23 protein-coding genes are annotated in these 23,038 nt (G+C 53.0%); 15 read left to right on the top strand and 8 right to left on the bottom strand.

The features are described 5' to 3' along the window. The first annotated feature begins 6 nt into the window (after nucleotides 1-6). From JRG72_05590 to JRG72_05575, 4 genes are all read left to right on the top strand, one after another. A complete protein-coding gene (locus tag JRG72_05590) occupies nucleotides 7-459 on the top strand; it encodes a low molecular weight phosphatase family protein (GenBank protein MBW2134693.1) in 453 nt (150 codons plus the stop codon). Between the two features lie 133 nt (nucleotides 460-592). Next, nucleotides 593-1,987 (top strand): hypothetical protein, encoded by a 1,395-nt coding sequence (locus JRG72_05585; protein MBW2134692.1) that lies wholly within the window; start codon nucleotides 593-595, stop codon nucleotides 1,985-1,987. 264 nt (nucleotides 1,988-2,251) lie between these two features. Next, nucleotides 2,252-2,818: a SagB family peptide dehydrogenase gene (locus tag JRG72_05580; GenBank protein MBW2134691.1), complete on the top strand. Its 567-nt coding sequence runs from the start codon at nucleotides 2,252-2,254 to the stop codon at nucleotides 2,816-2,818. 207 nt (nucleotides 2,819-3,025) lie between these two features. Continuing rightward, entirely contained in the window at nucleotides 3,026-4,408 is a 1,383-nt protein-coding gene (locus tag JRG72_05575; protein ID MBW2134690.1) for an MBL fold metallo-hydrolase, read from the top strand. Between the two features lie 312 nt (nucleotides 4,409-4,720). Here the strand turns inward: JRG72_05575 and JRG72_05570 are convergent, their stop codons facing one another. Together JRG72_05570 and JRG72_05565 are read right to left on the bottom strand one after the other, a co-directional pair. Further along, nucleotides 4,721-5,035 (bottom strand): hypothetical protein, encoded by a 315-nt coding sequence (locus JRG72_05570; GenBank protein MBW2134689.1) that lies wholly within the window; start codon nucleotides 5,033-5,035, stop codon nucleotides 4,721-4,723. 50 nt (nucleotides 5,036-5,085) lie between these two features. Beyond that, complete coding sequence (locus tag JRG72_05565; GenBank protein ID MBW2134688.1) at nucleotides 5,086-5,904, bottom strand: AAA family ATPase; 819 nt, start codon at nucleotides 5,902-5,904, stop codon at nucleotides 5,086-5,088. Nucleotides 5,905-6,208: 304 nt separating this feature from the next. On the opposite strand from JRG72_05565, the gene JRG72_05560 reads away from it, so the two are divergent. From JRG72_05560 to mtaB, 3 genes are all read left to right on the top strand, one after another. Beyond that, nucleotides 6,209-6,556 carry a PilZ domain-containing protein gene (locus tag JRG72_05560; protein ID MBW2134687.1) on the top strand — a complete coding sequence of 116 codons (348 nt, stop codon included), beginning with the start codon at nucleotides 6,209-6,211 and terminating at the stop codon, nucleotides 6,554-6,556. Between the two features lie 262 nt (nucleotides 6,557-6,818). After that, a complete protein-coding gene (mnmA, locus tag JRG72_05555) occupies nucleotides 6,819-7,871 on the top strand; it encodes a tRNA 2-thiouridine(34) synthase MnmA (protein MBW2134686.1) in 1,053 nt (350 codons plus the stop codon). Continuing rightward, on the top strand, nucleotides 7,872-9,176 hold the full coding sequence (gene mtaB, locus JRG72_05550; protein ID MBW2134685.1) for a tRNA (N(6)-L-threonylcarbamoyladenosine(37)-C(2))-methylthiotransferase MtaB: 1,305 nt from the start codon (nucleotides 7,872-7,874) through the stop codon (nucleotides 9,174-9,176). Between the two features lie 166 nt (nucleotides 9,177-9,342). Here mtaB and JRG72_05545 read toward each other — a convergent pair whose 3' ends face one another. Both JRG72_05545 and pyk read right to left on the bottom strand, forming a co-directional pair. Further along, on the bottom strand, nucleotides 9,343-10,269 hold the full coding sequence (locus tag JRG72_05545; GenBank protein MBW2134684.1) for a UDP-3-O-acyl-N-acetylglucosamine deacetylase: 927 nt from the start codon (nucleotides 10,267-10,269) through the stop codon (nucleotides 9,343-9,345). A 300-nt stretch (nucleotides 10,270-10,569) separates the two neighbouring features. Continuing rightward, nucleotides 10,570-11,997 (bottom strand): pyruvate kinase, encoded by a 1,428-nt coding sequence (gene pyk, locus JRG72_05540; GenBank protein MBW2134683.1) that lies wholly within the window; start codon nucleotides 11,995-11,997, stop codon nucleotides 10,570-10,572. A gap of 332 nt (nucleotides 11,998-12,329) precedes the next feature. Here pyk and JRG72_05535 point away from each other — a divergent pair, with 332 nt between their 5' ends. After that, entirely contained in the window at nucleotides 12,330-12,521 is a 192-nt protein-coding gene (locus JRG72_05535; GenBank protein MBW2134682.1) for a zinc ribbon domain-containing protein, read from the top strand. Between the two features lie 229 nt (nucleotides 12,522-12,750). Here JRG72_05535 and JRG72_05530 read toward each other — a convergent pair whose 3' ends face one another. The 3 genes from JRG72_05530 to JRG72_05520 form a co-directional block, all read right to left on the bottom strand. Next, nucleotides 12,751-13,203, bottom strand: coding sequence for a DUF523 domain-containing protein (locus tag JRG72_05530; GenBank protein MBW2134681.1), 453 nt, complete (start codon nucleotides 13,201-13,203; stop codon nucleotides 12,751-12,753). An 8-nt stretch (nucleotides 13,204-13,211) separates the two neighbouring features. Next, nucleotides 13,212-14,255 (bottom strand): phosphoribosylformylglycinamidine cyclo-ligase, encoded by a 1,044-nt coding sequence (locus JRG72_05525; GenBank protein ID MBW2134680.1) that lies wholly within the window; start codon nucleotides 14,253-14,255, stop codon nucleotides 13,212-13,214. Between the two features lie 102 nt (nucleotides 14,256-14,357). Next, nucleotides 14,358-14,777, bottom strand: coding sequence for a DUF134 domain-containing protein (locus JRG72_05520; protein ID MBW2134679.1), 420 nt, complete (start codon nucleotides 14,775-14,777; stop codon nucleotides 14,358-14,360). Between the two features lie 415 nt (nucleotides 14,778-15,192). Here JRG72_05520 and JRG72_05515 point away from each other — a divergent pair, with 415 nt between their 5' ends. Further along, nucleotides 15,193-16,026, top strand: coding sequence for a purine-nucleoside phosphorylase (locus JRG72_05515; protein ID MBW2134678.1), 834 nt, complete (start codon nucleotides 15,193-15,195; stop codon nucleotides 16,024-16,026). 164 nt (nucleotides 16,027-16,190) lie between these two features. Here the strand turns inward: JRG72_05515 and JRG72_05510 are convergent, their stop codons facing one another. Continuing rightward, a complete protein-coding gene (locus JRG72_05510; protein MBW2134677.1) occupies nucleotides 16,191-16,574 on the bottom strand; it encodes a hypothetical protein in 384 nt (127 codons plus the stop codon). Between the two features lie 740 nt (nucleotides 16,575-17,314). Between JRG72_05510 and JRG72_05505 the strand changes: the two genes are divergently transcribed. The 6 genes from JRG72_05505 to JRG72_05480 all read left to right on the top strand — a co-directional run bounded on the left by JRG72_05505 (nucleotide 17,315) and on the right by JRG72_05480 (nucleotide 23,037). Further along, nucleotides 17,315-18,712, top strand: coding sequence for a glycosyltransferase (locus JRG72_05505; GenBank protein MBW2134676.1), 1,398 nt, complete (start codon nucleotides 17,315-17,317; stop codon nucleotides 18,710-18,712). 129 nt (nucleotides 18,713-18,841) lie between these two features. Beyond that, complete coding sequence (locus tag JRG72_05500) at nucleotides 18,842-19,318, top strand: hypothetical protein (GenBank protein MBW2134675.1); 477 nt, start codon at nucleotides 18,842-18,844, stop codon at nucleotides 19,316-19,318. Further along, entirely contained in the window at nucleotides 19,291-19,758 is a 468-nt protein-coding gene (locus JRG72_05495) for a hypothetical protein (GenBank protein MBW2134674.1), read from the top strand. Before JRG72_05500 ends, JRG72_05495 begins: the two co-directional genes overlap by 28 nt. Nucleotides 19,759-19,760: 2 nt before the next feature. Continuing rightward, nucleotides 19,761-20,588, top strand: coding sequence for a formyl transferase (locus tag JRG72_05490; GenBank protein ID MBW2134673.1), 828 nt, complete (start codon nucleotides 19,761-19,763; stop codon nucleotides 20,586-20,588). After that, nucleotides 20,585-21,679: a hypothetical protein gene (locus JRG72_05485; GenBank protein MBW2134672.1), complete on the top strand. Its 1,095-nt coding sequence runs from the start codon at nucleotides 20,585-20,587 to the stop codon at nucleotides 21,677-21,679. The genes JRG72_05490 and JRG72_05485 overlap by 4 nt, the downstream gene beginning before the upstream one ends. A 38-nt stretch (nucleotides 21,680-21,717) precedes the next feature. After that, entirely contained in the window at nucleotides 21,718-23,037 is a 1,320-nt protein-coding gene (locus JRG72_05480; GenBank protein ID MBW2134671.1) for a hypothetical protein, read from the top strand. Nucleotide 23,038 lies beyond the last annotated feature (1 nt).

Below are 23,038 nucleotides of genomic sequence, written 5' to 3'. Positions count from 1 at the left end.
TAAAATATGATGATCAGCTCCAATTCCCTACAGGGTTTAAAGATTTTGTTTGTGTGCCAGGGCAATATCTGTCGCAGTCCCATGGCGGCTGGGCTGGCCTGCCGGCTCTTTTCGGATGGCGTCTATATTGACAGCGCCGGCCTCAACCCGGTTTACGCTCACCCCACTCCAGAGGCCATCCAGGTCATGGAAACCGAGGCCGGAATTGATATCTCAGGTCATTACCCTAAACCGGTGGCCGCGGTCAATCTGGAGGAGTTTGATTATATCATTGCCCTTGACGCAGTAATCTATGCCTATCTGAAGCGGATTTATCCCCAGGCGGACCATCGATTGATCAGCTGGAATATCGCTGATCCCTATTTCGGTGGGATCGCCACTTATCGTAAGTGCTTCAGAGAGATCAAGCTCAATTTGCAAAATTTACGCAGTCAGATAGCTAAACAAACCAGGCATTGAACCTGAGACAATCAAGGTTGGGTGTTACGTTGTTGAGGCATATGTGGAGGGAGGCGGCAGGGCTAAGAGACCCTGACCCCTCCCTAAATATTTTGGTTTAGGGGAGTTGAGCTTAATTAAAAAATTTAAAATTATGTTTTACCGGGCTAAGATCATCCCCACCTTACTAACTTTGCTTTCCCTTGGGGCTTGCGTTCCAGGGCCGCAGGGCGGACAGCGGCTTAATCTAGCTCCCCTGGTCTTTTACAGTCATGATCCTCAGGATGAAGTTACCCGGCTGGAATTGCTAGGGCCGTTGTTTTCCCGGGAACAGACCGCCGCCGTGACCACCACCGTAACGCCCTTGTTTTGCTGGCAGAGTTGGGGGGAAATTCAAGAAGTGGAATTCCTCTATCCCCTGGGACGCTACCGCCGCGATCCTTCCGGGACCCGTTTTAATTTTCTGCCCCTGAGCCGTTACCGGGATATGGGCGAGGCCAACGAGTTCCAGTTTTTTCCCTTTTTTGGGGGTCGCACCGCGGCCGGCGTCCCCTACGGGGGTATCTTTCCTTTGGGCGGCATCCTCAAGGAGCGTTTCGGCCGGGAATCCCTCACCTTTGTACTCTGGCCTTTGTTTTCCACCTCTTCCGGGGAGGGCAGCCGTCATTATCATTTCTTATGGCCCCTTTTTTCTTATTCCACCGGCCGGGAATCAGCTTTCACCTTCTGGCCGTTGATGGGCCGCATCACCAAGTCCGGAGTCTATGACAAATACTATGCCCTATGGCCCCTCCTGCATTATCAGCGCCTGAATCTGGACACCGAGCGGCCCCGCACCCTCAAGGCGGCGCTGCCGTTTTATCTGGAAGACACTACTCCGGTCAGTTTTAGACAGGGCATTATGTACCCTCTTTTCAGCTACTATCGCCAGGATGAGGGAAATTACACCCAATGGGACTTCCCCTGGCCGGTGCTCATCTGGGGGGAGGGAGAGCGATTTTATCTACGCTCCTGCTGGCCCCTTTATTACCGCTGTAAAGATCGGGACCGGGACCGAACGCAACTGTTCTGGCCCCTTTACATCGGCGAGCGGGAAGAAACGGCCGAGCGTCTGGATGTGCAGCATCGGTGGCTGTTATTCAGTAGCTATCGCAGTCGCATCGACCCATCCGGGGATTGGCAAGAGAAGGTCCGTATCTGGCCATTGGTCTATTTTGAAGGTAACTCCGACCGGTCCCGGGCGCATGTTCCTGAGCTGTTGCCTCTCCAGACCGGGGGCTGGTCCCGAATTTATGGTCCCTGGCTCTATCTCTGGTCCCAACAGCGGCAGGGGGAACACCGGCAAGGGCGAGCCCTGTGGGGCCTGTACCGCTGGGAACAGACTCCCAGCTATCGTCTCTGGGAATTGAGTTTTCTGGCCTCCCGTCAGGTGACCCCCGCTGGCAGCACTTTTCGCTTGCTGTCGGGCCTGTTCACCCTGGAGCGCCACGGCGACCTTTGTCGACTGCGCTTCTTCTACCTGCCCTGGAAGCTGAGTTGGCATAATTAATCTGTCCCTGGAAGGGCTGATATGAAATTACGCCATTCTAAAAAATATCCGGCAAAAAATCATTAAATCAATCTCACCTGCTTCCCCGCCCTGAATTTGTTGTTATATTAACTTAGGACGTGATGACATCAATCGAGGGTAAAGGTCATGAAAATTTTAAGGGTATGGGGAGGAATTTTGCTTATGTTAGGGATTTTTCTTAGTCCAGAAGGCTCAAGAGCCGGCCCCCTAATAAGTCTGCCGACGCCCACCAAAAAAGGTAAGATGTCGGTGGAAGAAGCGCTCCAGGCCCGGCGTACTGTCCGCCGGTTTGCTAACCGGGCTTTAACTATGGGCCAATTATCCCAATTGCTGTGGGCCGCGGATGGGATCACCGATCCGGGCCGGGGTTATCGTTCCGCCCCTTCTGCCGGCGCTCTTTATCCGCTGGACCTTTATGTAGCGATTGGAGAACGGATGGTAGCGGAATTGCCACCCGGGGTTTATCACTTTCATCCCGACCGCCATGGCCTAGAACTCCAGAGGAAAGGCGATGTCCGCAAGGAGTTGGCGCGCGCCTCGCTTTATCAGAGTTGGATGGCTGAGGCCCCGATTATGGTTGTGATTACCGGCGAATATGCGCGGTGCACCAGGAAATATGGCGAACGCGGCGTCCTCTACACCCATATCGAAGTGGGTCACGTCGGGCAGAATCTATTCCTCCAGGCCGAAGCCCTGGGTCTGGGGGCCGGAATCGTGGGGGCCTTTGAAAATCGGACGGTGAGCCGGATCCTCAGACTTCCCGAAGCTCATGAACCGCTGTTAATTATGCCTTTCGGTTATAAACATTGATAATCTAAACGTGATAATTAATTTAATGAAGTAATTGTTCCTTTATGGTATTATTTTTTTGATAAATGTCCAAAGGCCTTATAAGTCGCAATGACTATATGCGATTATGGCTGGGCTTAGTCGCAGGAATCGCCCGGTTTGGCCGTTGAATTAACAATCGGGACGGGGCAGGGATCGTCCGGACCTTAGGAAAGTGAAGGAGATTAGATGTTTTTTAAGCAATTTTTCAATGAAGGTTTGGGTTGCTGTTCGTATATGGTCGGCTGTGCCCAGGCCGGGGTAGTGGCCGTCGTGGACCCGCGGCGAGACATTGTCGATTATCTGACTCTGGCCGATCAGGAAGGGTTGAAGATCACTCATATCATTGATACCCATGTCCACGCCGACCACGTTACCGGCAGCCAGGAACTGCAACGGGTGACCAGGGCACCGATTTACATCCATGAGCAGGCGCCGGTGAAATACGATCATCAAGGTTTGCGAGAAGGCCAGGAAATTGTCCTAGGGACAGCCCGATTACAGTTTCTGGATACTCCCGGTCATACCCCGCAGAGCGTGTCGATCCTGGTGACCGATACCGGTCGGGGCCAGGAACCCTGGTTAGTACTCACCGGCGATCTGTTATTTGTCGGCGATGTCGGCCGGCCGGATTTAGCAGGAGCAGAAAAGCTGGAGCAGCAGGTGGAAAATCTGTATCATAGCCTGTACGACAAGCTGGGGAGATTTCCCGGCCGCCTGGAAATTTATCCGGCCCACGGCCACGGCTCCCTCTGCGGGCGGGCGCTGAGCAGCAAGCTGAGCTCCACCCTGGGGTTTGAACGCCATAACAATCCGATCCTGCAGAAGGGTTCCCTGGAAGAATTTAAGGCGGCCATGATGCAGGAATTTCCGGCCCGCCCGAAAAACTTCAGCCACATAATTAGCACCAATATGGCTGGCCCGCAGTTAGTTGACCAGCAGCGGCCTTTCCGACCTATGACCCCGCAAGAGGTCAAAAACAAACTGGACAGCGGCTATGTCGTAGTCGATACCCGGGACGAAGCTGCCTTTGGCGGCGCTCATATCCCCGGAAGCATCAATATCGGCCTGTCGCCGCCCATCGGCAATTGGGCCGGAATGGTGCTTGAACCTGGCTCCCCCTTGGTGGTGCTGGTAGATAACCAAGAACGTCTTAAAGAAGTGGTCAAACAATTCTTCCGGGTCGGCTATGACCAGATTGAAGGCTATCTGCACGGGGGAATCAAGGCCTGGGAGATGGCCGCCTTGTCAACCGCCTTTTTGCCGCAATTGACTCCCCGGGAGTTGGCCGACCTCATAAAGGCCGGAAAACCGGATGTGGTGCTGGACGTCCGGACGCCGACGGAATGGAAGCAGGGTCATATAGCCGAAGCTCAACACGTCCCGTTATCGAACTTGGGGCAGATCGATCTCAGTCCCTATGTTGATCAAAGAGTGGTCACCATTTGCGGCAATGGTTACCGTGCCAATATCGCCGCTAGTCTACTGATGCGGCAAGGGGCCAGAAGAGTGTCGGCAGTTGCTGGAGGTATGGTCTCCTGGCGCAATGCCGGACTACCGGTTACCAAATAACAGCCGGCAAATTTATACGGCTGCTGTTACCTTAGGTCATAAAATAAATGAATCGGGGCCATGACTAACTCTCCCCCCAACCCCTTAATACCGATTAGCTTTCAAATGAGTAATTTTATTCTTTATCCCCTCTACCCCGCTGGCGGGAGAGAGGGCGAGGGTGAGGGGGCCTTTTAGCTCTTTGATTGCAGCTTGGTATAAGTGGGGCCAGGGGGGGCCGGTCACCCGGCTTGCCCTTTAAATTAACCTATTAAATGCATTGAGTAACAAAAAGGCGACCTAGTGGTCGCCTTTTTGTTGGAAGGCACCGGACTAATCTACCAGGGTTCGGAGTTCCTGTAAGGTTGCAACGGTTTGACGGACGATTTCCTGGAAAACCTCCGGACTGGGAAGAAACAACCGGCCCTTTCGTCCCTCTACGGAGGCCGCAGGCAGTCGGCTAGGATGCAGCAATTCTTGCAATTCCTGAAGGTCATGAAGAAGATGAAAGTAGGAATATTCAGCCCCCGGTAAGAATCTTCGGGTGGCCGGGGTTTTCTGGGAAGGCCTCACCGGTGATTGCAACTCGGGATGTAAAGCTCGCAAAGCCTCGACCACTTGGGTCAGGGTAGGTCTTGTCGAGGCCAAAGCAGGGGAAGACTCTGGAACGGAAGGAGATTTATCGGTCAACGCCCGGGTCAGAGCATGCTTAGCAAGCTTGGTCTTTTTTCCGGCAAGCAGTTTCTTTTTTGACATAAGTAAAGGAATTCTTGGGTTAAATGGTAATAATCTCGGGCCCCGGTACCTTTTGGGTCATAATCAAAGACGGTTCGCTGAGCTATGTGGGCCTGATTCAGGGCTTCACATTTCATGATGATAGTGGCAAAGGTAACCTCCAGATAGGGTTTCAGTTGTTCTAAGATATATTCGTTGGTGACCCGATTACGCTTATCAAACATGGTGAGCAGGATACGGAAGAAATTACCGGTGAATAATTCCTCCGCATCCAGATTTTTGACCTCTTCAATAGTGGTTAGCAGGTCAGCCAGGCCATCCAGGGAATAACGAGACATCTGACAGGGAATAATAATGAACTGGGCGGTATAGAGGGAATTGGCGGTAAGCACCCCCAGGGACGGGGGGCAATCAATCAGAATAAAATCATAATCCAATGACCTAAGCGCCTGGTGGAGAATAGTCTCCCGGAATAGACGGGAGTAAACCTGTTCGGAGGCTCGGGCCAGCTTGATGTGACTGGGAGCCAAAAATAAACCATTAATATGAGTAGCCAGGATCACATCCTCAATTTTCTTGCGAGGTATGGTGATGACCTCGGCCATGGACTCCTCGAAGGAATCTGGCTCCACCCCCATACCCAGGGTGGTATGGCCTTGGGGATCAAGATCGAGCAATAGGGTCTGATAGCCCTGATAAGCCAGACCGGCCCCCAGATTAATGGTCGTGGTAGTCTTTCCAGTACCCCCTTTTTGGTTGATGATAGCAACTACTACTGACATCTCGGTCTCTCCTGGAAGTCGGTCAGTAACAATAATGGCCAAAGTGTCGAGCTATTCTGGATCCAATAATAGACTATAAATCTTCGGGGGTATAGAGATTGAATAATTCTGCCCTATAGTAAAAGAAACCCGAGTGGACGTCAAGCGCAAACCCCCCCGACCAGAGTCTTCTGCACCATTTGGCATTTAACGTGAAGCGAAACCGAGTAATTAGAGGCATGAGAATTGCACTTCGAAGGCTATATTGTATGCCAATGGTAACGAAAAATGAAACCAATCATAATCTCCGGCCTGGTTGCCCCTCATGACCTCCTGGTTTGAGAAGCGTCGGCATCAGCGTTTGAATGTCGCCTTGCCCATGGTTTATAAAATTATTAACCGAGGAAGGAAAAACTATAAGGAATATAAGGCTGTTACAAAAAATATCAGCATGGGCGGGATATATTTCGTCTGCCTTGTTTACCAGGACCTAAATATCAATCAAATACTTAATATTACTATTGAACTACCCAGGCAGGCCTTTAACTTACCTGGGACCACGATCTTGAAGACCCGGGGTCAGGTTTTGCGGATCGAAGAAATGCCGCAGCGCCCTTATGTCTTTGGAGTGGCTTTAAAATTTTTAGACACCCTGCAATTTGCCGAAGCTTAACCAATTCTTACGCTCCGTCTGTCTACTTCAGCAATAAAACCGAATAGTTATTCTAAAGGTCTTTTAGGCTCCGCCTTCCTTCTGCCTGGATCAGTAAGTTTTTAAAAAAATCGGCGATTACCGCCATGCTTACCATTTCTATGTCAAAATAATACTTTAAATGATATAAATTATTAATAGTCCACTAACCCCGCCTTGTTTCGCAAAATTAAACATTGTGTTAATAATATTAAACAAAAGAAGCAACCTAATTAAAATATAAATGACCACCAGGGAAGACAACATTGTAATATCATTAAGCGGCGGATTGGACAGTGCGGTCGCCGCGGCTTTGCTTATAAACCAGGGGTGGACAGTCAGGGCCGTGCACCTGCGGCTGGTGGGAGGCCACTTCCAATCCACCCAACTGGCCGCTTTAGCCCACCATTTAGGAGTGGGTTTAGTAGAACTGGATCTCACGAAGGATTTTGCCCATCTGGTGATAGATTACTTCGTCCGGGAATATTATCAGGGTCGGACCCCCAATCCTTGTGTCCGGTGCAATGCGGCCATCAAATTCGGGCGACTTTGGGAAATTATCCAGGGTTGGGGGATTGATTATCTAGCCACCGGCCATTACGTCCGCGCCAAGCGTTTGCCCTCCGGAGAGGTCGCTCTATTACAAGGGGTGGACCGGACTAAAGACCAGTCATATTTTGTCCATCGGTTGAGGCGAGAACTTCTGCCCCATCTGGTCTTTCCCCTGGGAGATTTAAACAAGACCCACGTGCTGGCCCTAAGTCGTGAAATTGGTTTGGAGTCTTATCTCAAGGATTCTGAAAGTCAGGAAATCTGTTTTATCGGTCGAACAAATTATCTGGAATTTCTCAGGTCCCGGCGGCCAGAGGGTTTGAGGACGGAAGGGGATATTGTCAATCGCCAGGGCTGGGTGTTGGGGAAACATTACGGTCTGGAGGGCTATACCGTCGGGCAACGCCGGGGCTTAGGGCTGTGCGCCCCCGAACCTTTTTATGTGCTGGAAATTTTACCTGAGACCAACCGGTTGGTTGTAGGTCATCGGCAAGAGTTGTTTGCCCCGGGATTGGTGGCCGATCATATTAACTGGCTGATTGATCCCCCCGGCCAACCTTTTACGGCCATAGCCCGGATCCGCTACCGTCATCCAGGGGTCACCTGCCAGATCAGGCCGTTGTCTGCCGATCAGGCCGAAGTAATCTTTGCCCAACCCCAGGCGGCCGTGACGCCTGGCCAGGCAGTGGTTTTCTACCAGGAGGAGCGGGTTCTGGGCGGCGGCTGGATTGACCGGAGGCTGTGAATGCCGGAAGCCGCTATCGCCACCTTTGGTTGCAAGGTTAATCAATACGAATCGGCCTTTTTAGCCGAGGTTTTGGCCCGGCACGGTTGGCGGTTGGTGCCGCTGAGCGCCTCCCCGGAATTGGTGGTGGTCAATACTTGCACGGTCACCGGGGCCGCCGATCGCCAGGCCCGTCAGTTTATCCGGCGTCTGGCGCGTACCAGGCCATCGAGCACAGTGCTGGTGACGGGCTGTTATGCCCAACGGGCTCCGGAAGAATTGGCCCCATTGCCAGGAGTGCGCTGGGTACTGGGCAACCGCGAAAAAACCCGGCTGATCAAAATTATCCAAGAAGATTGCCAACATGCCGCTGCCATCATTAGGGTGGGATCGATAGCTGCGGCGCAGACCCTGGAGTCGATGCCCATCACCAGCTTTTATGGACATACCCGCGCCTTTGTGAAAATTCAGGATGGCTGTCAGAACTATTGTAGTTATTGTATCCTTCCTTACGTGCGCGGCCCCTGCCGCAGTCTGCCGCTGACTCAGATTATTGATCAACTAGAACAATTATCCTCCCGGGGTTATCAGGAGATAGTCCTTACCGGCATCAATCTGGGGAAATATGGTCATGATCTGCCCAATCACGAAAACCTCTCGGAGCTGGTCCAGACCCTGGCTCAGGCCGGACTGCCGGGCCGCTACCGTCTCAGTTCAATAGAACCACAGGAGATCACCCCGGCCCTGCTCCGACAACTGGCCGCCTGGCCGCAGTTTTGCCCCCATTTCCACCTGCCGCTGCAAAGCGGCTCGGCCTCAGTGCTGCAAGCCATGCGGCGGCCTTATAGCCCGGAGGATTTTCGGGAATTAGTTAACCAGATCAATCGATACTTTCCCCAAGCGGCCCTGGGAGTGGATGTCCTGGTAGGCTTCCCCGGGGAGACCGCGCGGGATCTGGCTCAGACCCAGGAACTTATCGAAGCCTTGCCGATCAGTTACCTGCATGTCTTCCCGTTTTCGCCGCGCCCGGGGACTGCGGCGGCCCAAATGCCCCAGAGATTATCCACCACTGCGGTAAAAAGACGGGCCCAGAGCCTGCGAGCCTTGGGACAAGAAAAAAAGGCAGTTTTTTATCAGCGACAGGTGGGACAAGAATTAGAAATATTGGTCGAAGGACCCTGTTCTGGGAAACCTGGCTGGGTTAAAGGTTTGTCGGCCAATTATCTGCGCTTGGTGTTAGAGGGTGGGTCTGAGTGGACCAACCGGCTGGTCCGGGCTCGTTTAGTGGGAATAGTCGGAGAACAGGGGGTGGCTCTGCCGGTGTAAGCCCAAGCTTGGGAGAATAGCGGGGTGAGTCCAAAAGGCCAAAGATCAATGCCCGGAAAGTTTAGGCCGCACAGGTGTCTTGCCAGTGTGGCCAATATTTTTATGATTTATGGTTGTCTCACAGGTTCAAGAACCACTGTTCAGCATGGCGGACAAAGACCTAAAGCTAGGCCAGGGCCAACTTTAAGCGGGCCGGTGCCGAGAGACCGGATTCCGGTTGCCGGTCGGTAGACAAGGTGCCTGGTATGCCCAGCCGCCAAGCCTGGGTATGGGAGGCCAGAACTTCCATAAAGCGGTGGTGGAGAGCATGACTGCCTTTGACTACCTGAAGGTGGCCATGGATGGGCCAACCCAACAGGGCCAGGTCGCCGATAAAATCCAACAGCTTGTGCCGCACAAACTCATCCGCAAACCTGAGGCCCCCCGGATTCATAAGGCCAGAAGCAGTCAGGACCAAGGCATTGTCCAGAGAGCCTCCTAAGGCCAGGCCATTGGCCTGCAGGGCTTCAACGTCCTTCAGGAATCCAAAAGTCCGGGCCGGGGCGATTTCCCGACAGAACCTCTCGGGGCGCATCCGGAAATTGACCTGTTGCCTGCCGATCAAGGGATGGGGAAAATCTATGGCATAGCTAAAGCAAGGGTCGGAGGCCGGTTCTACCCGGATAAATTTATCCCCCTCCACCACTTCCAGGGCCTGTTGAATCACGCAATAGATGCGCGGCGACCTCAAAGTCCGCACACCCGCCTGCTGTAACAGGGCGACAAAGGGAGCCGCGCTACCGTCCAGAATAGGCAGTTCGGAACCCCAAACCTCTACCCGGGCATTATCTATACCCAGACCGGCCAAGGCCGCCAGCAAGTGTTCGACAGTGGCCAGGGTGGCTCCCGGCACCCCCAGGGTGGTGGCCATGGCAGTATCCACCACTTGCGAGTAGCAGGCCCGAATCATCGGCCGGGCTGGGAGGTCGGCCCGGACAAATCGGATGCCGCTGTTGGCCGGGGCGGGGGAGATAACCATCCGCACGGACTGCCCGCGGTGGAGGCCAATGCCCTCACAACTGACCCGGTGAGCCACGGTTTGTTGAAATTGCATAGTCTTCCCCTTTGATGATTTTCAATTCAGCAAATCACGTGCCACCGGCTAGTCAGAGCTGAATCGGTCCCAAAGCCTTTAAATATCAAGGGGATAAGCCTGATACGGCCAGGCCAGCAGGTTGATCCTGACAAATCTTGTGGCTAAATTAACACAGAATTTAGTGGATAATTGGCAATATTGACACAAAATATCATGGACAAATGGTATTTATTATTCCCCGGCCTCTGGCTGGGGTAAGCTGATAAAAACTGATTTATAAGTTCAAGGATGCTTTCTGGCTGCGTTTAGATAGTCTTCTCAGGTGATAATGTCAGCCTTGATCAGGTTGGTGGTGCCCCGGATGCCGATCGGGGTACCCGCGGTAACAATTACCCGATCACCTCTGGCCACCCATCCCGTCCGTACCGCTTCGTCTTTGACCAAAGACAGCATATGATCGGTACTTTGCAGATCCCGGCATAATAGCGGGAAAACCCCCCAGGACAGGCATAGACGCCTCCAGGTTTCTACCAGAGGAGTAATACCAATAATCGGGGTCTTAGGGCGGAATCTGCTGATTAACCGGGCAGTGCTACCCGAGGCGGTAGTGGCCAGAATCGCCTGGGCCTTGAGATCATCGGCTATTCCACAAGCCGCATAACTAATCACATCGGAGATCTCCTCCCCCCGAAATCTGCCTCGGGTTTTAAGCCAATCCTCGTAGGGTAAACTGGCTTCTGTTGCCCGGGCGATTCGGTCCATAAATTTAACCGCCTCCCGGGGGTAGAGACCGATGGCGGTCTCCTCGGATAACATTACTGCATCAGTGCCGTCCATGATAGCATTGGCCACATCGGTGGCTTCCGCCCGGCTGGGATTGGGATTGGAAACCATCGAGGCCAGCATCTGGGTGGCGGTAATCACCGGCTTGCCGACCCGGTTGGCAGCCTCGATAAGGTGTTTTTGTACCAGCGGCACCCGCTCCAGGGGCGTTTCCACCCCTAGATCTCCTCGAGCCACCATCAAGCCATCCGCCACGGCCAGAATTTCTTCCAGATTTTCTAAGGCCTTCTGTTTTTCGATCTTGGCAATCACCGGGGTCTCGAAGCCGTGCTTTTTAATCAGCTCTTTCACCTCTTCGACATCGTGGCGATAACGGACATAGGAGAGGGCGATTAAATCAACCCCATTTTTCAGGCCAAAGAGCAGATCTTCACGATCCTTGGCAGTCATTGCCGAAATTGGCAGACCCAAGGAAGGCAGGTTGATGCCTTTGTGGGAACTTAGGGTACCTCCTACCACGACCCGGCAGTGGAGATCTGTATCCGATTTGTCTTGGACCTGAAGTTGAATAAGGCCATCGGCCAGCAATATAGAAGCTCCAACCGGCACCGCCCCGATCAATTCGGGATAGTTTACCGCCCCCTGATGTTGATCCCCGATAATGGGACGGTTGGTCAGGGTAAAACTCTGGCCAGGGGATAAATTCACCCTTTCGGGGTAAAATTCCCCAAGGCGGATCTTAGGGCCGGCTAGATCCTGGAGAACCGCCACCGGTTTCCCCAAGGCCTGGGCCGCCCCTCGCACCTGCCTGATCCATTGGCGGTGTTCTTCCTGAGTGCCATGAGAAAAATTAAGCCGGGCCACATTCATCCCCGCCTCTATCAGGCCAGATAGAACCTCGCCGCGGCAGGCCGGGCCTAAGGTGCAAACAATCTTGGTACGGCGTTGAAAATGTAAATCCACTATCCCTTCCCCCTCAAGTTATCGTTTTTTTTATGCTTATAGCCATGGGCGGGCTAATCATGGCTTAATCTGAGTGATTTATATACTAATCAAATTTTTCGCTTTGGATTCTTATAACCCTTAATGATCCCCAAAAGCTATATTTTTACCGAAAAACCAATGAGACCCTATTGCATCAGCTACAAGAAATTATTATTCTAAAGTAATTATTATTCTAATTTAATTTTTGGTTGAGAAAGAATAAATCACCCTGTCGGTTTTTAATGCAAAATATGGTATAATAATTGCATGTCATTTTTTAAACGTCTTTTTATATGAGGGGGTTGTGGTAAATGCCAGCTTATGAATACCAGTGTATCAATTGTCTCACCAAGGAGTCCCGGATCGGCGGGGTCGATGATAAGACCGCCATCTGTATGGAATGCGGCCATTTGATGCTGCGCCTCGACGAGGATGTTTTCCGACCCTATTTTGACAAGCAGCAAAAAGAAGCTGAGGTCCGGAAAAACACCCGAGTGGCATAAATAGCTATTGGGTTTATCAACTGTTTGGGTTCCCTCCGAGGGGTTGGGGGAGAAACCGGAGCAGGGAACTCTTACAGCCATAAAAGCCGTCGACCGCGCTTGTCCCGAGGCCCGAGTGCAATATTGTTTTAAGCTATCGTTACGCTGAGGAACGAATTCGGTGATTGAGATTCGCTTCCTTAAGAGGGAATTTCTGTGCCTGCTGTCCAGCATGCCATGGCTGTCACCGCTAACCCAATCCAATATTATCTATCCGGCAATCTGCCTCGGACGCTATGACCCGGTATCCTTCCTGAACTAGCAAGCCCGCAAAAACACCCACCACGCCATTGGTTTCTCCTGACTCAGTCCAACCGCAGGACGGACTGCGAGCCTTCAAATAACAGACCGGTGAGGATAGGGAACGGACTAATTCCAAACAGCGGTAGGCCCCCGCCAGAAATTGAGGGGTAACATCCTGTCCCTGGTCATTTATCAGGTAGGCCCGACCTGCCAGGACATCGAAACCATCGCCGCCCTTTATTTCCGCTGGCCGACGGGGAACCGACAGGCCCCCCAGAACCTCGGGACAGAGCGCCAAAAACGGGATCTGGCGTAGGCAGTGGATCAAGGCAGGGGACTGGCAGTGGCCGCCGTTGTAACGGCAAGGGATACCCACTAGGCAAGCACTGATTACTACCACTGCCAGCCTCAGAGGTAGACCAGGGGAAGTTCTTCGGGATTGCGGGCCACGATTTCGCCTATCACAAAGGCCTGCTCATTGACCGCCTCGAGGCGCTGCAAGACCTCGGTCAGCAATTCTTCCGTAACCACTACCACCATGCCGATGCCGTTATTGAAAGTCCGCCACATTTCTGACTCCGGAATGTGACCTCGGTGTTGAATTAAGTCAAAGATCGGCGGCCGGGGCCATCGTCCCGGGTAGATTACTGCCTGACAAGATTTTGGCAAGATCCGGGGAATATTGTCAGTCAGACCCCCACCGGTAATATGAGCCAGGCCGGAGATCTGGAAATCCCGGAGGAGGTTCAGGATGGTGTCAACATAGATCCGGGTGGGTTTCAGGAGCTCCTGGCCCAGCGGTCCCCCCAGTTCCGGGACTTCATCCCAGACGCTGAGCTGGCCCGCCTCTAATAACACCTTGCGCACCAGTGAAAAACCATTGGCATGCAGGCCACTGGAGGCGATGCCCACCAGGCGGTGCCCCACCGCAATCTCCGAGCCATCCAGGAGCCGGTCCCGCTCCACCACCCCGACCACAAATCCGGCCAGATCATAATCCTGATCCTGATAAATGCCGGGCATTTCAGCGGTTTCACCGCCGATCAGAGCACAACGGGCTTGCAGACAGCCATCGGTGATACCTTTGATAATCTGGGTTGCCACCTCCGGCTCAAGCCGCCCCATGGCCAAATAATCTAAAAAAAATAGCGGCGTAGCCCCATGGACAACGATGTCGTTGACACACATAGCCACCAGATCAAGGCCAATGGTATCATGCTTATTCATTAGGGTGGCAATCTTGAGCTTGGTGCCTACCCCATCGGTGGCCGAAACCAGAATAGGATGCCGATATTTTTCCCGATTGAGGCGGAAAAATCCCCCGAACCCACCCAAATCGCTGATAACCCCGCTACGGTAGGTGGATTTTACCATGTCTTTGATGCCGCGGATAAAGCTGTCCGCTTTATCGATGTCGACCCCAGCTTCGCGGTAGGTTATGGACTCGGACACTTTCAGCTCCCTGCTCTGACTTCTAACCCTGATGGCTAAAGGCTAAACGAACCCATTGATCAGATCCTGAACCCTGTTTGGATAAACACCCGAGGGGGTAAATTAAGGGGTAGCATTTTTTTGCAGAGTCTGAATGGCCTCTCCCTGACAGTGGGGACAGGAGCTCGGACGGTTTTCACCGGCAGGAGCAACCCAGGTATGCGCACAGGTCTGGCAGAAAAATCGCTCTTTGGCGATCTGGTAGTCACCACCTTCAATCTTGATGGCTTTACCATGGACCAGGGCATCGGCTATTGCCTGATGGGCTCGGGCCAGCATCCGGGTCACCGTTGGTCGGGAGACATTTAATCCCTGAGCCACCTCTTCCTGATTCATTCCTAAATAATCTGACAGGCGTAAGGCCTCCAGTTCGTCAACACTGATTACCACCTGTTCTAAACCACGAAGCGGAATGCCCTTGGGTTTAAAGAAGGTGATGTCTGGTTCGCTCTCCACCCAGCGAGATTTTCTTGGTCGGGCCATAATTTTTTTTATTCTCTATCTACAGTTATGGTGATCAGTGAGATTTGGCTTAACATAAAAAATAAACCATTTACACAACTTATAAGCCAAGGCTCCTTCGCCCTTTATCTTTCCACCCGGACTGCGGTCTTCCTCGAGGGGGCCGGACCAGGGCCCTTCAACAAAAAGGATTGACAGCGGGGAAAAGTCACTTTATCTATTCAAATAATAACAAAATTTTTAGCAAATGCCCACAAATTTTTCGTGGTCGAAGCGGCAACTATATTGCTTTTCAACCCTGTTCAGAAGAAAGCAAAACCCAGGCCGACAACTCATAGGTATTTAAATTTATTTTATATTTTTAACTTAAAATGCAAATGGAACAATATTACTCCAATACTGGAACAAGGGCTAAATTTGGGAGATTGGCATGCCCATGGAAGTTTATCAGCAACAGGTGGAAGAGAGCGCCGCTTTTCTGAGAACACGATTGGCAGTCCGCCCTCAGGTAGGTATTATCTTAGGTACTGGCCATGGCGCTCTGACCCAAAATCTAAGCCAGCCGCTTATTCTATCTTATGAGGAAATCCCTCATTTTCCGCGCGCAACCGGTCCCAGTCATCGAGGGCAATTGATCAACGGCAGTTTAGGGGGTAAAGCCTTATTAGTATTCCAGGGGCGGTTTCACGCCTATGAAGGTTATTCTCTGCGTCAGGTAACCTTTCCGGTCCGAATCATGGCTGCCTTAGGCATGAAGTTGATCATTATTACTAATGCTGCCGGGGGCCTCAATCCCCTGTTCCGGACCGGAGAGCTGATGCTGATCACTGATCATATCAATCTGATGGGGGATAATCCATTAGTGGGTGACAATGTGGCTGCCTGGGGGCCCCGCTTTCCGGATCTCAGCGCCGTCTATGACCGGCAACTACGGGACTTGACGGAACAGGTAGCCTTAGAGCAAGGATTGATGCTGCGACAGGGGGTCTATGTGGCGGTTAAGGGCCCTAGTCTGGAAACCCCGGCTGAAACCCGGTTCTTACGGTTGATCGGTGCGGATGCGGTGGGGATGTCGAGTGTTCCCGAGGCGATTGTCGCGGTCCATGCTGGGATGCGCATTTTAGGCCTTTCAGTGATCGCCAATGTCAATCTACCCGATGCCATGGCCCCGATCTCCCTGGACGAGATCATCCAGGCAGTTCAGCAGACAGAGCCGCAAGCGGTCCGCCTCCTGGTCGGCTTTCTGGAGAGACTGTCAGCCGAATTTTAATCGGCCTTCCTAGATAATATCGAGCCACGGTCTTAAATAAAAGGTTAACCCCAGATAGGCTAACAGGACCCCGGCCGACTCCCCCAACTAACCTTAATCTGTTACTCAATCCTTATACTTGGTCTAAGTACCGGTTATTCCCAGGCTTCTGGTTATTCCTTGAGTTACTCAGCCTCAGTCGCGGGTTTTTTCTTCTTGCGGGTGCGTTTCTTTTTTTTTGGCTCTTTTTCGGTTTTTTCCGCCTCTTGCTTGGCCTCAACCTTCTTTTTGGCGGCGGCCGGTTCTTGGGCTTCCATTTCTTCCGCCGGTCGGGCCTCGGGAGCAGGAGGCTCGGGTTCGGAGGGCACCGCGGCTAACTCGGCTGCTGGTTCGGCCTCAGGACTCACCTTCTCTTCTGGGGCGGCTGCTTTGATCTCCCCCACCTGCCCCAGGAAATAACGGCGTTGCTCCAGAGGAAGATTTTGCAGATTCGCCCCACATTGAGGACAGATTTGGAAATGCATCGCTACCTTAGCCTGACATTGCGGGCAGATCAAGAAAAGCCCCATAATGATTCTCCTTTATAACTCCCGGATCTAATTAACGTTATACCATTAGCAGAGATAAAGCGATTTTTCAAGTCTTTTTCTGGGCTAAATTTCACATTTTTACTTGCTGGTAACCAATTAATCAATGGTAAGGCCCTCAGGTTCCTGACCTGCTAATACCCGTACTACTGGGTTGACCGCCAATGTCAAAAGGCTATTCTAGTTAGTAAAGACAATATAAAACTGCTAGCCGCAGGTTTAAGTTTACTCAAGCTATTATTTAGGTCCAAAAGCAATGACTTGGGGGCAAAAAAACGGGCCTGGGGAGAGGGGGCCACTATAAAGCTAACTCCGGTTTTTACCAAGACAATTTTTTTTCCTTCGGTTGGCTAGGCGATGCCTAAGTTAGTAATAAATAAACTCTTTTAATTTCAGCATATTATAAGATTATTTATCGCCGCCCAGGGGAAGAAAGGTCCTGGATTTATTCCAACCAGGGGGACCGTTATCATTTTGATAATGAACAAAAGTTGGGCATGGACTTTCTCTCAAAACGAGAAGATCTAACCGGAAAAGATTAGAATTAGCTAGCGGTATTGAAAAAATTACCCGTATTTCCTACAGGTTAATTAATTATAAAATTCAGGCCGACTGGCAAGACACTTGCAGACTTAATGGCAGGTTAATCCTATCGGCCTGGCCAGGCAGAAATCTGGCCATAAATTTCCGTTTAGCAATAATAAGGAGGAAAATCCGCGTCCATGCGCAGCGCCACTTCGATTGTGAGCTTGCCGTCCCTTAGAAAACCACCCATGGAGGGACCTCTTGATTTTCGGCTTAAAAAGATGCAGTGGGTGGATGTGGTTCTCAAGCTGTTGATTCCTGTCTTTCTGGTTAGCCTCTTTGTGCTTTCGCTTCACTATGGTGCCTGGGCGGGTTATCTCGAGCTCTTAAATCGTCACCATTATGTTTCGGGGTTAACAGCGCTGGGAATTGGCCTGGCCTTGTCTTTATTGGTCTTTCAGATCGTGCGGACCATCCTCTGGGCCCGCTACCAACCATATCCGGTGCCCATTGCTCCCTTACCGCGGGTAACGGTTATTATCCCAGCTTACAATGAGGGGGCTATGGTCGAAAAGGCCCTCTACTCGGTGGCCACCTCTAATTATCCGGCCGAGCTTTTGGAAATTATCTGTATCGACGACGGCTCCAAAGATGATACCTGGTTTTATATCAGCCAGGCCCGGCAGCGTTATCCGCACCTCATCAAGACCATTCGCTTCACTCGCAACCAGGGCAAAAAAGAAGGACTTTATGCCGGGTTTCGAAAGGCCACTGGGGAGTTTTTGGTTACGATCGACTCGGATTGCGTCATTGATAAGGATGCCCTGCGGCAGATAGTCGCACCCATGGTCCAAGATCCCCAGATCGGCGCGGTAGCCGGGAATGTCAAGGTCTATAACCGGCATCAGAGTCTGTTTGGCAAGATGCTGGCGGTTCGCTTTGTGTTGGCCTTCGACTTCTTGCGGGCCTCGCAATCCCGGTATGGGGCCGTAGTTTGTACCCCAGGAGCGTTGTCGGCCTATCGCCGCGGCACTATCATGCCTTATTTGGAGGCCTGGCGGCACCAGACCTTTTTGGGAGCGCCATGTCAACACACCGAGGATCGGGCTCTGACTAACTTTGTCTTGCGGGCTGGATACTTCACGGTTTATCAGCGGACCGCGGTGGTCCATACTTTGGTACCCGAAAGCTACCGGGGTTTATGCAAAATGTATTTACGCTGGGAGCGAGGCAATGTCCGCGAATCTTTTGTGCAACTCGGATATTTGCTCACCAGGTACCGTTCTCGCCACTGGCTGCTGCCGGTGGTAGATTTCTTTATGACTCAGGTGGAATTCTTTCTGGCCTTTATCTCCCTGCCAATTTTAGCGCCGCTGTTACTGACTTCATTTGTCCTGCAGCCGCTGGTGATGTTGAAATTTTTCATGGTCCTGGGAATCATATCTTTAATCTACATGCTATACTATATCTGGCTGGAGCGTGACCTGGAGTTTGTCTATGGGGTAATTTACGGCTATTTTGCCTTTTTCTGTTTACAATGGATTTATCCATATGCCTTCCTGACCGTGCGCGACCGTCGCTGGCTGACCCGCTAGCGCTTGTTCAGACCAGTCCCCATACCCAATCAGGGCTGTATTAAGCAGCCTTTTTTTATGTCCTTGGCCTAGCCAAGCGTGCACGTAAAATCCATTGACCCCAGGGGCGATTCTTGTTAGGCTACCGTTATGGAGGCGGTCGTGGTCTGTCTGGGGGCCATTAATGTCGACCTGCTTTATCGGGTTGAGACCCTGGAGCCGTTTGTGGAGGTTGTCCCGGATTTGCGGGCCGGTGGAGAATATGCCCTTACCCCGGTCCAGGAAGGCGAGTTGCAGGACCGTCTGGCTCGCAGGGCCATGGTTGCTGGCCGCGGCGGCGGTGGTCAAGCGGCCAATACGGCCTTTGCCCTGGCTCGCTGGGGCATACCGGTGGCCCTGGCAGGTCGGGTAGGAGAAGACGAGGATGGGGATTTCCTGCTCCAAGGCCTGGCCAAAGTCGACTGCCATGTGGCCCGCCAAGGCAATAGCGGCCGGGCTTATATCCTGGTGGAGCCAAACGGGGAACGGACCATCCTGGTCGCTCCCAATACCAATGATCTCCTGGAACTGGCTGATCTGCCGGTGGCCTTAATTCAAAAGTGCAGATTGACTTGGTCTACCGTTTAGAAGATGGCCCCCATACCAGTTTAGACCCCGGCGAGCTTTACACCCGGCGAGGACGGGAGGTGCTGGCGCCGCTATTGGCCAGAACCGACACGCTGCTGGTAACCGAACGGGAATGGTGTCAGTTAGGCGGCAACGCGTTTATCTGGCCGGACTGGGCCCCAAAGACCGTTATCATTAAATTGGGGCCGCGGGGGGCGCGGCTGATCTCCCCGGCTGGGGTCATCGAGGCCCTCGCTGAAAATACGGCCACCGTAGTGGATACCTTGGGAGCAGGGGATGTTTTTGCCGCGGGTTGGCTGGCGGGTCAGTTGGCCGGCCTGGAACCGAAATCTGCTCTTAGTCTGGCTAACCAGGTAGCCGCGGTTAGTCTGTCTGGCCCCGGGCGGGATAGCTATCCTGGCAAGGTCTTCCTGTATCAACAATTAGCGGCTCTGAGATAAACATGCTGTCCTTTGGCTGGTTTTCCAGTGGCCGGGATCAGGCCGCCATCGATCTATTGGCCGCCACCCATGATCATATGGCCTCCGGATTCATACCCGGACAGATTGCTTATGTCTTTTGTGACCGGGAACCGGGGGAAACCCCAGCTGTCGATCGGTTTCGGGCCGCAGTAGAGGCACGGCACCTGCCGCTGGTCACCTACTCTTCCCGGAATTTAAGGGAAAAAATTCGCCGCCGGGCTCCGGATCTGGAAAAAGTCCGAAAAAATTATGACTTGGGGGTCATCGAGCGCCTGCAGGGCTATGAGGCTCGGATAGTGGTTCTGGCGGGCTACATGCTGGTCTTAAGCCACAGATTATGTTCGACATTTTTATGCCTCAACCTGCACCCCGGCCTCCCCGGCGGTCCCATCGGCACTTGGCAGCAAGTGATGTGGGAGCTGATCGCCCATGAGTACCAGGAAGCCGGGGCCATGATGCATCTGGCCACCCCGGAATTGGACCGCGGACCGCCGGTCACTTATTGTCACTTTTCCCTTACCGGGCCGGAATTTGCTCCTCTGTGGCAGCAATTTCGGAAAAAACGGCAACTCCAGAGTCTACAAGAAATTATCCACCAGGAAGGGGAGGCAGAACCGTTGTTTGCCCGCCTCCGGGCGGAAGAATTGAGGCGGGAATTCCCTCTGATCTTATTAACCTTGAAAAATCTGGCCGAGGGTCGTCTGGTGTTGACTACGCAGGGGGTTCAGTCCCAGGGAAAGTTGAAACCGCAAGGCATTTGTCTTACCGGCCAGGTGGAAGCCTATTTGGCCGGCCGTTTAAACCCATGATCCGTGCCGTTCAGTTAAATACCGATTGCGAAGGCCCGCTCTGTCTCAATGACAATGCCTTTGAATTGTGCCGGGATTTTATGCCCCCGCACGGAGACAAGTTTTTCACCCAGGTAAGTCGCTATGATGATTATCTGGCCGACGTCGTCAAAAAACCGGACTATAAAGCAGGCGACACCCTGAAACTGATTCTGCCCTTCCTCAAGGCCTATGGTTTAACCAACCAACAGATCTTGGATTATTCTTTAAGAACCATGGTGCTGGTGCCGGGAGCCGAGGCGGCTTATCGCTTTCTGCATGGACTGGGGTTGCCGATTTTTGAAATCAGTACCAGTTACCGTCAGTTTGCTCTGGCGGTCGGACTCAAACTTGGGTTTGACGAGGCCCATATTTTTGCCACCCCACTAGATCTGGACCGCTATTCCCTCTCAACCCAGGAAGCCAAGTACTTGCAGCAATTAGCCGTCGAGATTGCGGCTTTGCCTGAAATCCGGGTGCCGGATCCGGCCCTGGCCCCTGCTGACCTGGAAGGCCCGACCCAGGAGGCGATTGCCCGGCTCGATCAGATTTTCGGGGAGCTGATCCGCGAGATGGAGATCGGCACCATCTATCAGGAAGTTAATCCGGTTGGGGGGAGCGAGAAAGAACGGGCCTTGGTGGCAAGCCTGGCCCAGACCGGGTTACCGATGGCGGCCGCCATCTACGTCGGGGATAGCATTACCGACGTTCAGGCCTTCCAGGCCGTCCGAGCCGGGGGAGGCCTGGCAGTCTCGTTCAACGGTAACCGTTATGCGGTTAATCATGCGGAAATCATTGTCATCGCCGATACCGTTTGGCCGGTAGCCCTGATCACCACGCTATTTAGGCAACGGGGCCAGGCCGCGGTGCTGGGAATGGCCCGGCAGGGGCTGCCGGCTGATCTGACCGCCCTGGGACTGCCGCCGGAATGGCGCGCGGCTATCTCCGGTGGTCTGCAAGGTCGAGAAGCAGCCCTTTATGTGGCGGGAATGGACCCGCCCGAGCAAATCATCTCACAGAGTGCAGCCATGCGCGCCCGTCTCCGGGGCGCGGCCATCGCCGCCTTAAGTTGAAGAGATCTCATGCGTTCATATTACCTAGGGTGAATAGGATGGAGCAGTCCTCAGCAAACTCGGAGCTGATTGATAAATTGGCGCACCTGCTGCAGCAGGCTAAGCTTTATGGCTGGGAATTGCGGCGGGTCAAACAGAGTAGCGACCAGCTCTACCTGATCTTTGATGAGGTCGAGTCCCTGCGCCGGGTCGAAACCGACACCGTGCAGGTTAAGATTTATCTGGCCCAGGAAAGAGACGGACAGCCGGTTTTAGGGGAATCCGGCTGGTTCGCCTATCCGGGTGATAATCTGGCTGCGGATCTGGCCCAGGCTCAAGCCCGGGCCCAGTGGGTAGCCAACCCGCCCTTTACCCTCCCCGGCCCGGAGCAACAGTATCAGCCCCTCAAAATGGCAGACGAGACCTGGCTTGACCAGCCCCGGGAGGTGCTATGGCGAGTGCGGGACGATCTACATCAGGCTGAGACCAAGGTTAACAATGTCCGGGTAGCTTCCGCCGAGGTGTTTGCCGAATGCAGGGAGATTAGCTTTCTGAACCACCTGGGACTTAAAGGGAGGTATAATGAAACCGAACTTTTTGTCCAATTTGCCTTGCTGGCCCAGGGAGGGGCAGAGGAAGCCGAAAGCCTGAGTTATAGTCGGGCCCGGTTCTATTCGAATCTAAATCTGATAGAGATAGTGACCCGCTACGGGGTTTATGCCCAAGAGGGCCTACAGGCCGAATTGCCCCCCAGCGGGCGCTATCCGGTGGTGTTCGGGGAAGAGGCCCTAGATACCCTGTTCAACTATTTTACTGCCCAGGCCGGTGGACCGGCCCATTTCCAGGGATGGTCCCGATTTAAACCAGGCGAGCCGGTTATTGCCGAACCGCAAGGTGATCGGCTGACCCTGAGCAGCGACCCCTGGCTGCCGGGCGGACTGGCCAGCCGGCCTTTTGATGCCCAGGGACTGGCCCTCCAACCGGTGACCATTATTGAAAACAATTTTTTCCGACAGGTGCTGGCTGATAAGCGCTATGCCGATTATTTGCAGCTTAAACCGACCGGCAATCTGACCAACCTCAAAGTACAACCCGGCATCACGCCCCTGGCCGCGATGCTCGGCTCAGGAAAAGTGTTGCATTTATTAAGGTTTTCCACCTTGGAACCCAACCCTGTCACCGGAGCCATTTCCGGCGAAATCCGCTCTGGCTATCTCATTGACCATGGCCAGGTTACTCCCATTAAGGGTGGTTCGGTCAGCGGGCGGCTGGACCAGGCCTTTCGTCAGGCGACCTTATCCCAGGAATTGGTGCAGCGCCAATCCTATCGGGGTCCGGCTGGGGTCCGCCTTGAGGATATGTCCCTGTCAGGGGCTTGAT

This window comes from Deltaproteobacteria bacterium, assembly GCA_019309545.1.
Lineage (GTDB): Bacteria > Desulfobacterota > Desulfobaccia > Desulfobaccales > Desulfobaccaceae > Desulfobacca_B.
Note: the sequence above shows the minus strand (reverse complement) of the source record. Positions and strands in the feature narration are given on the sequence as shown.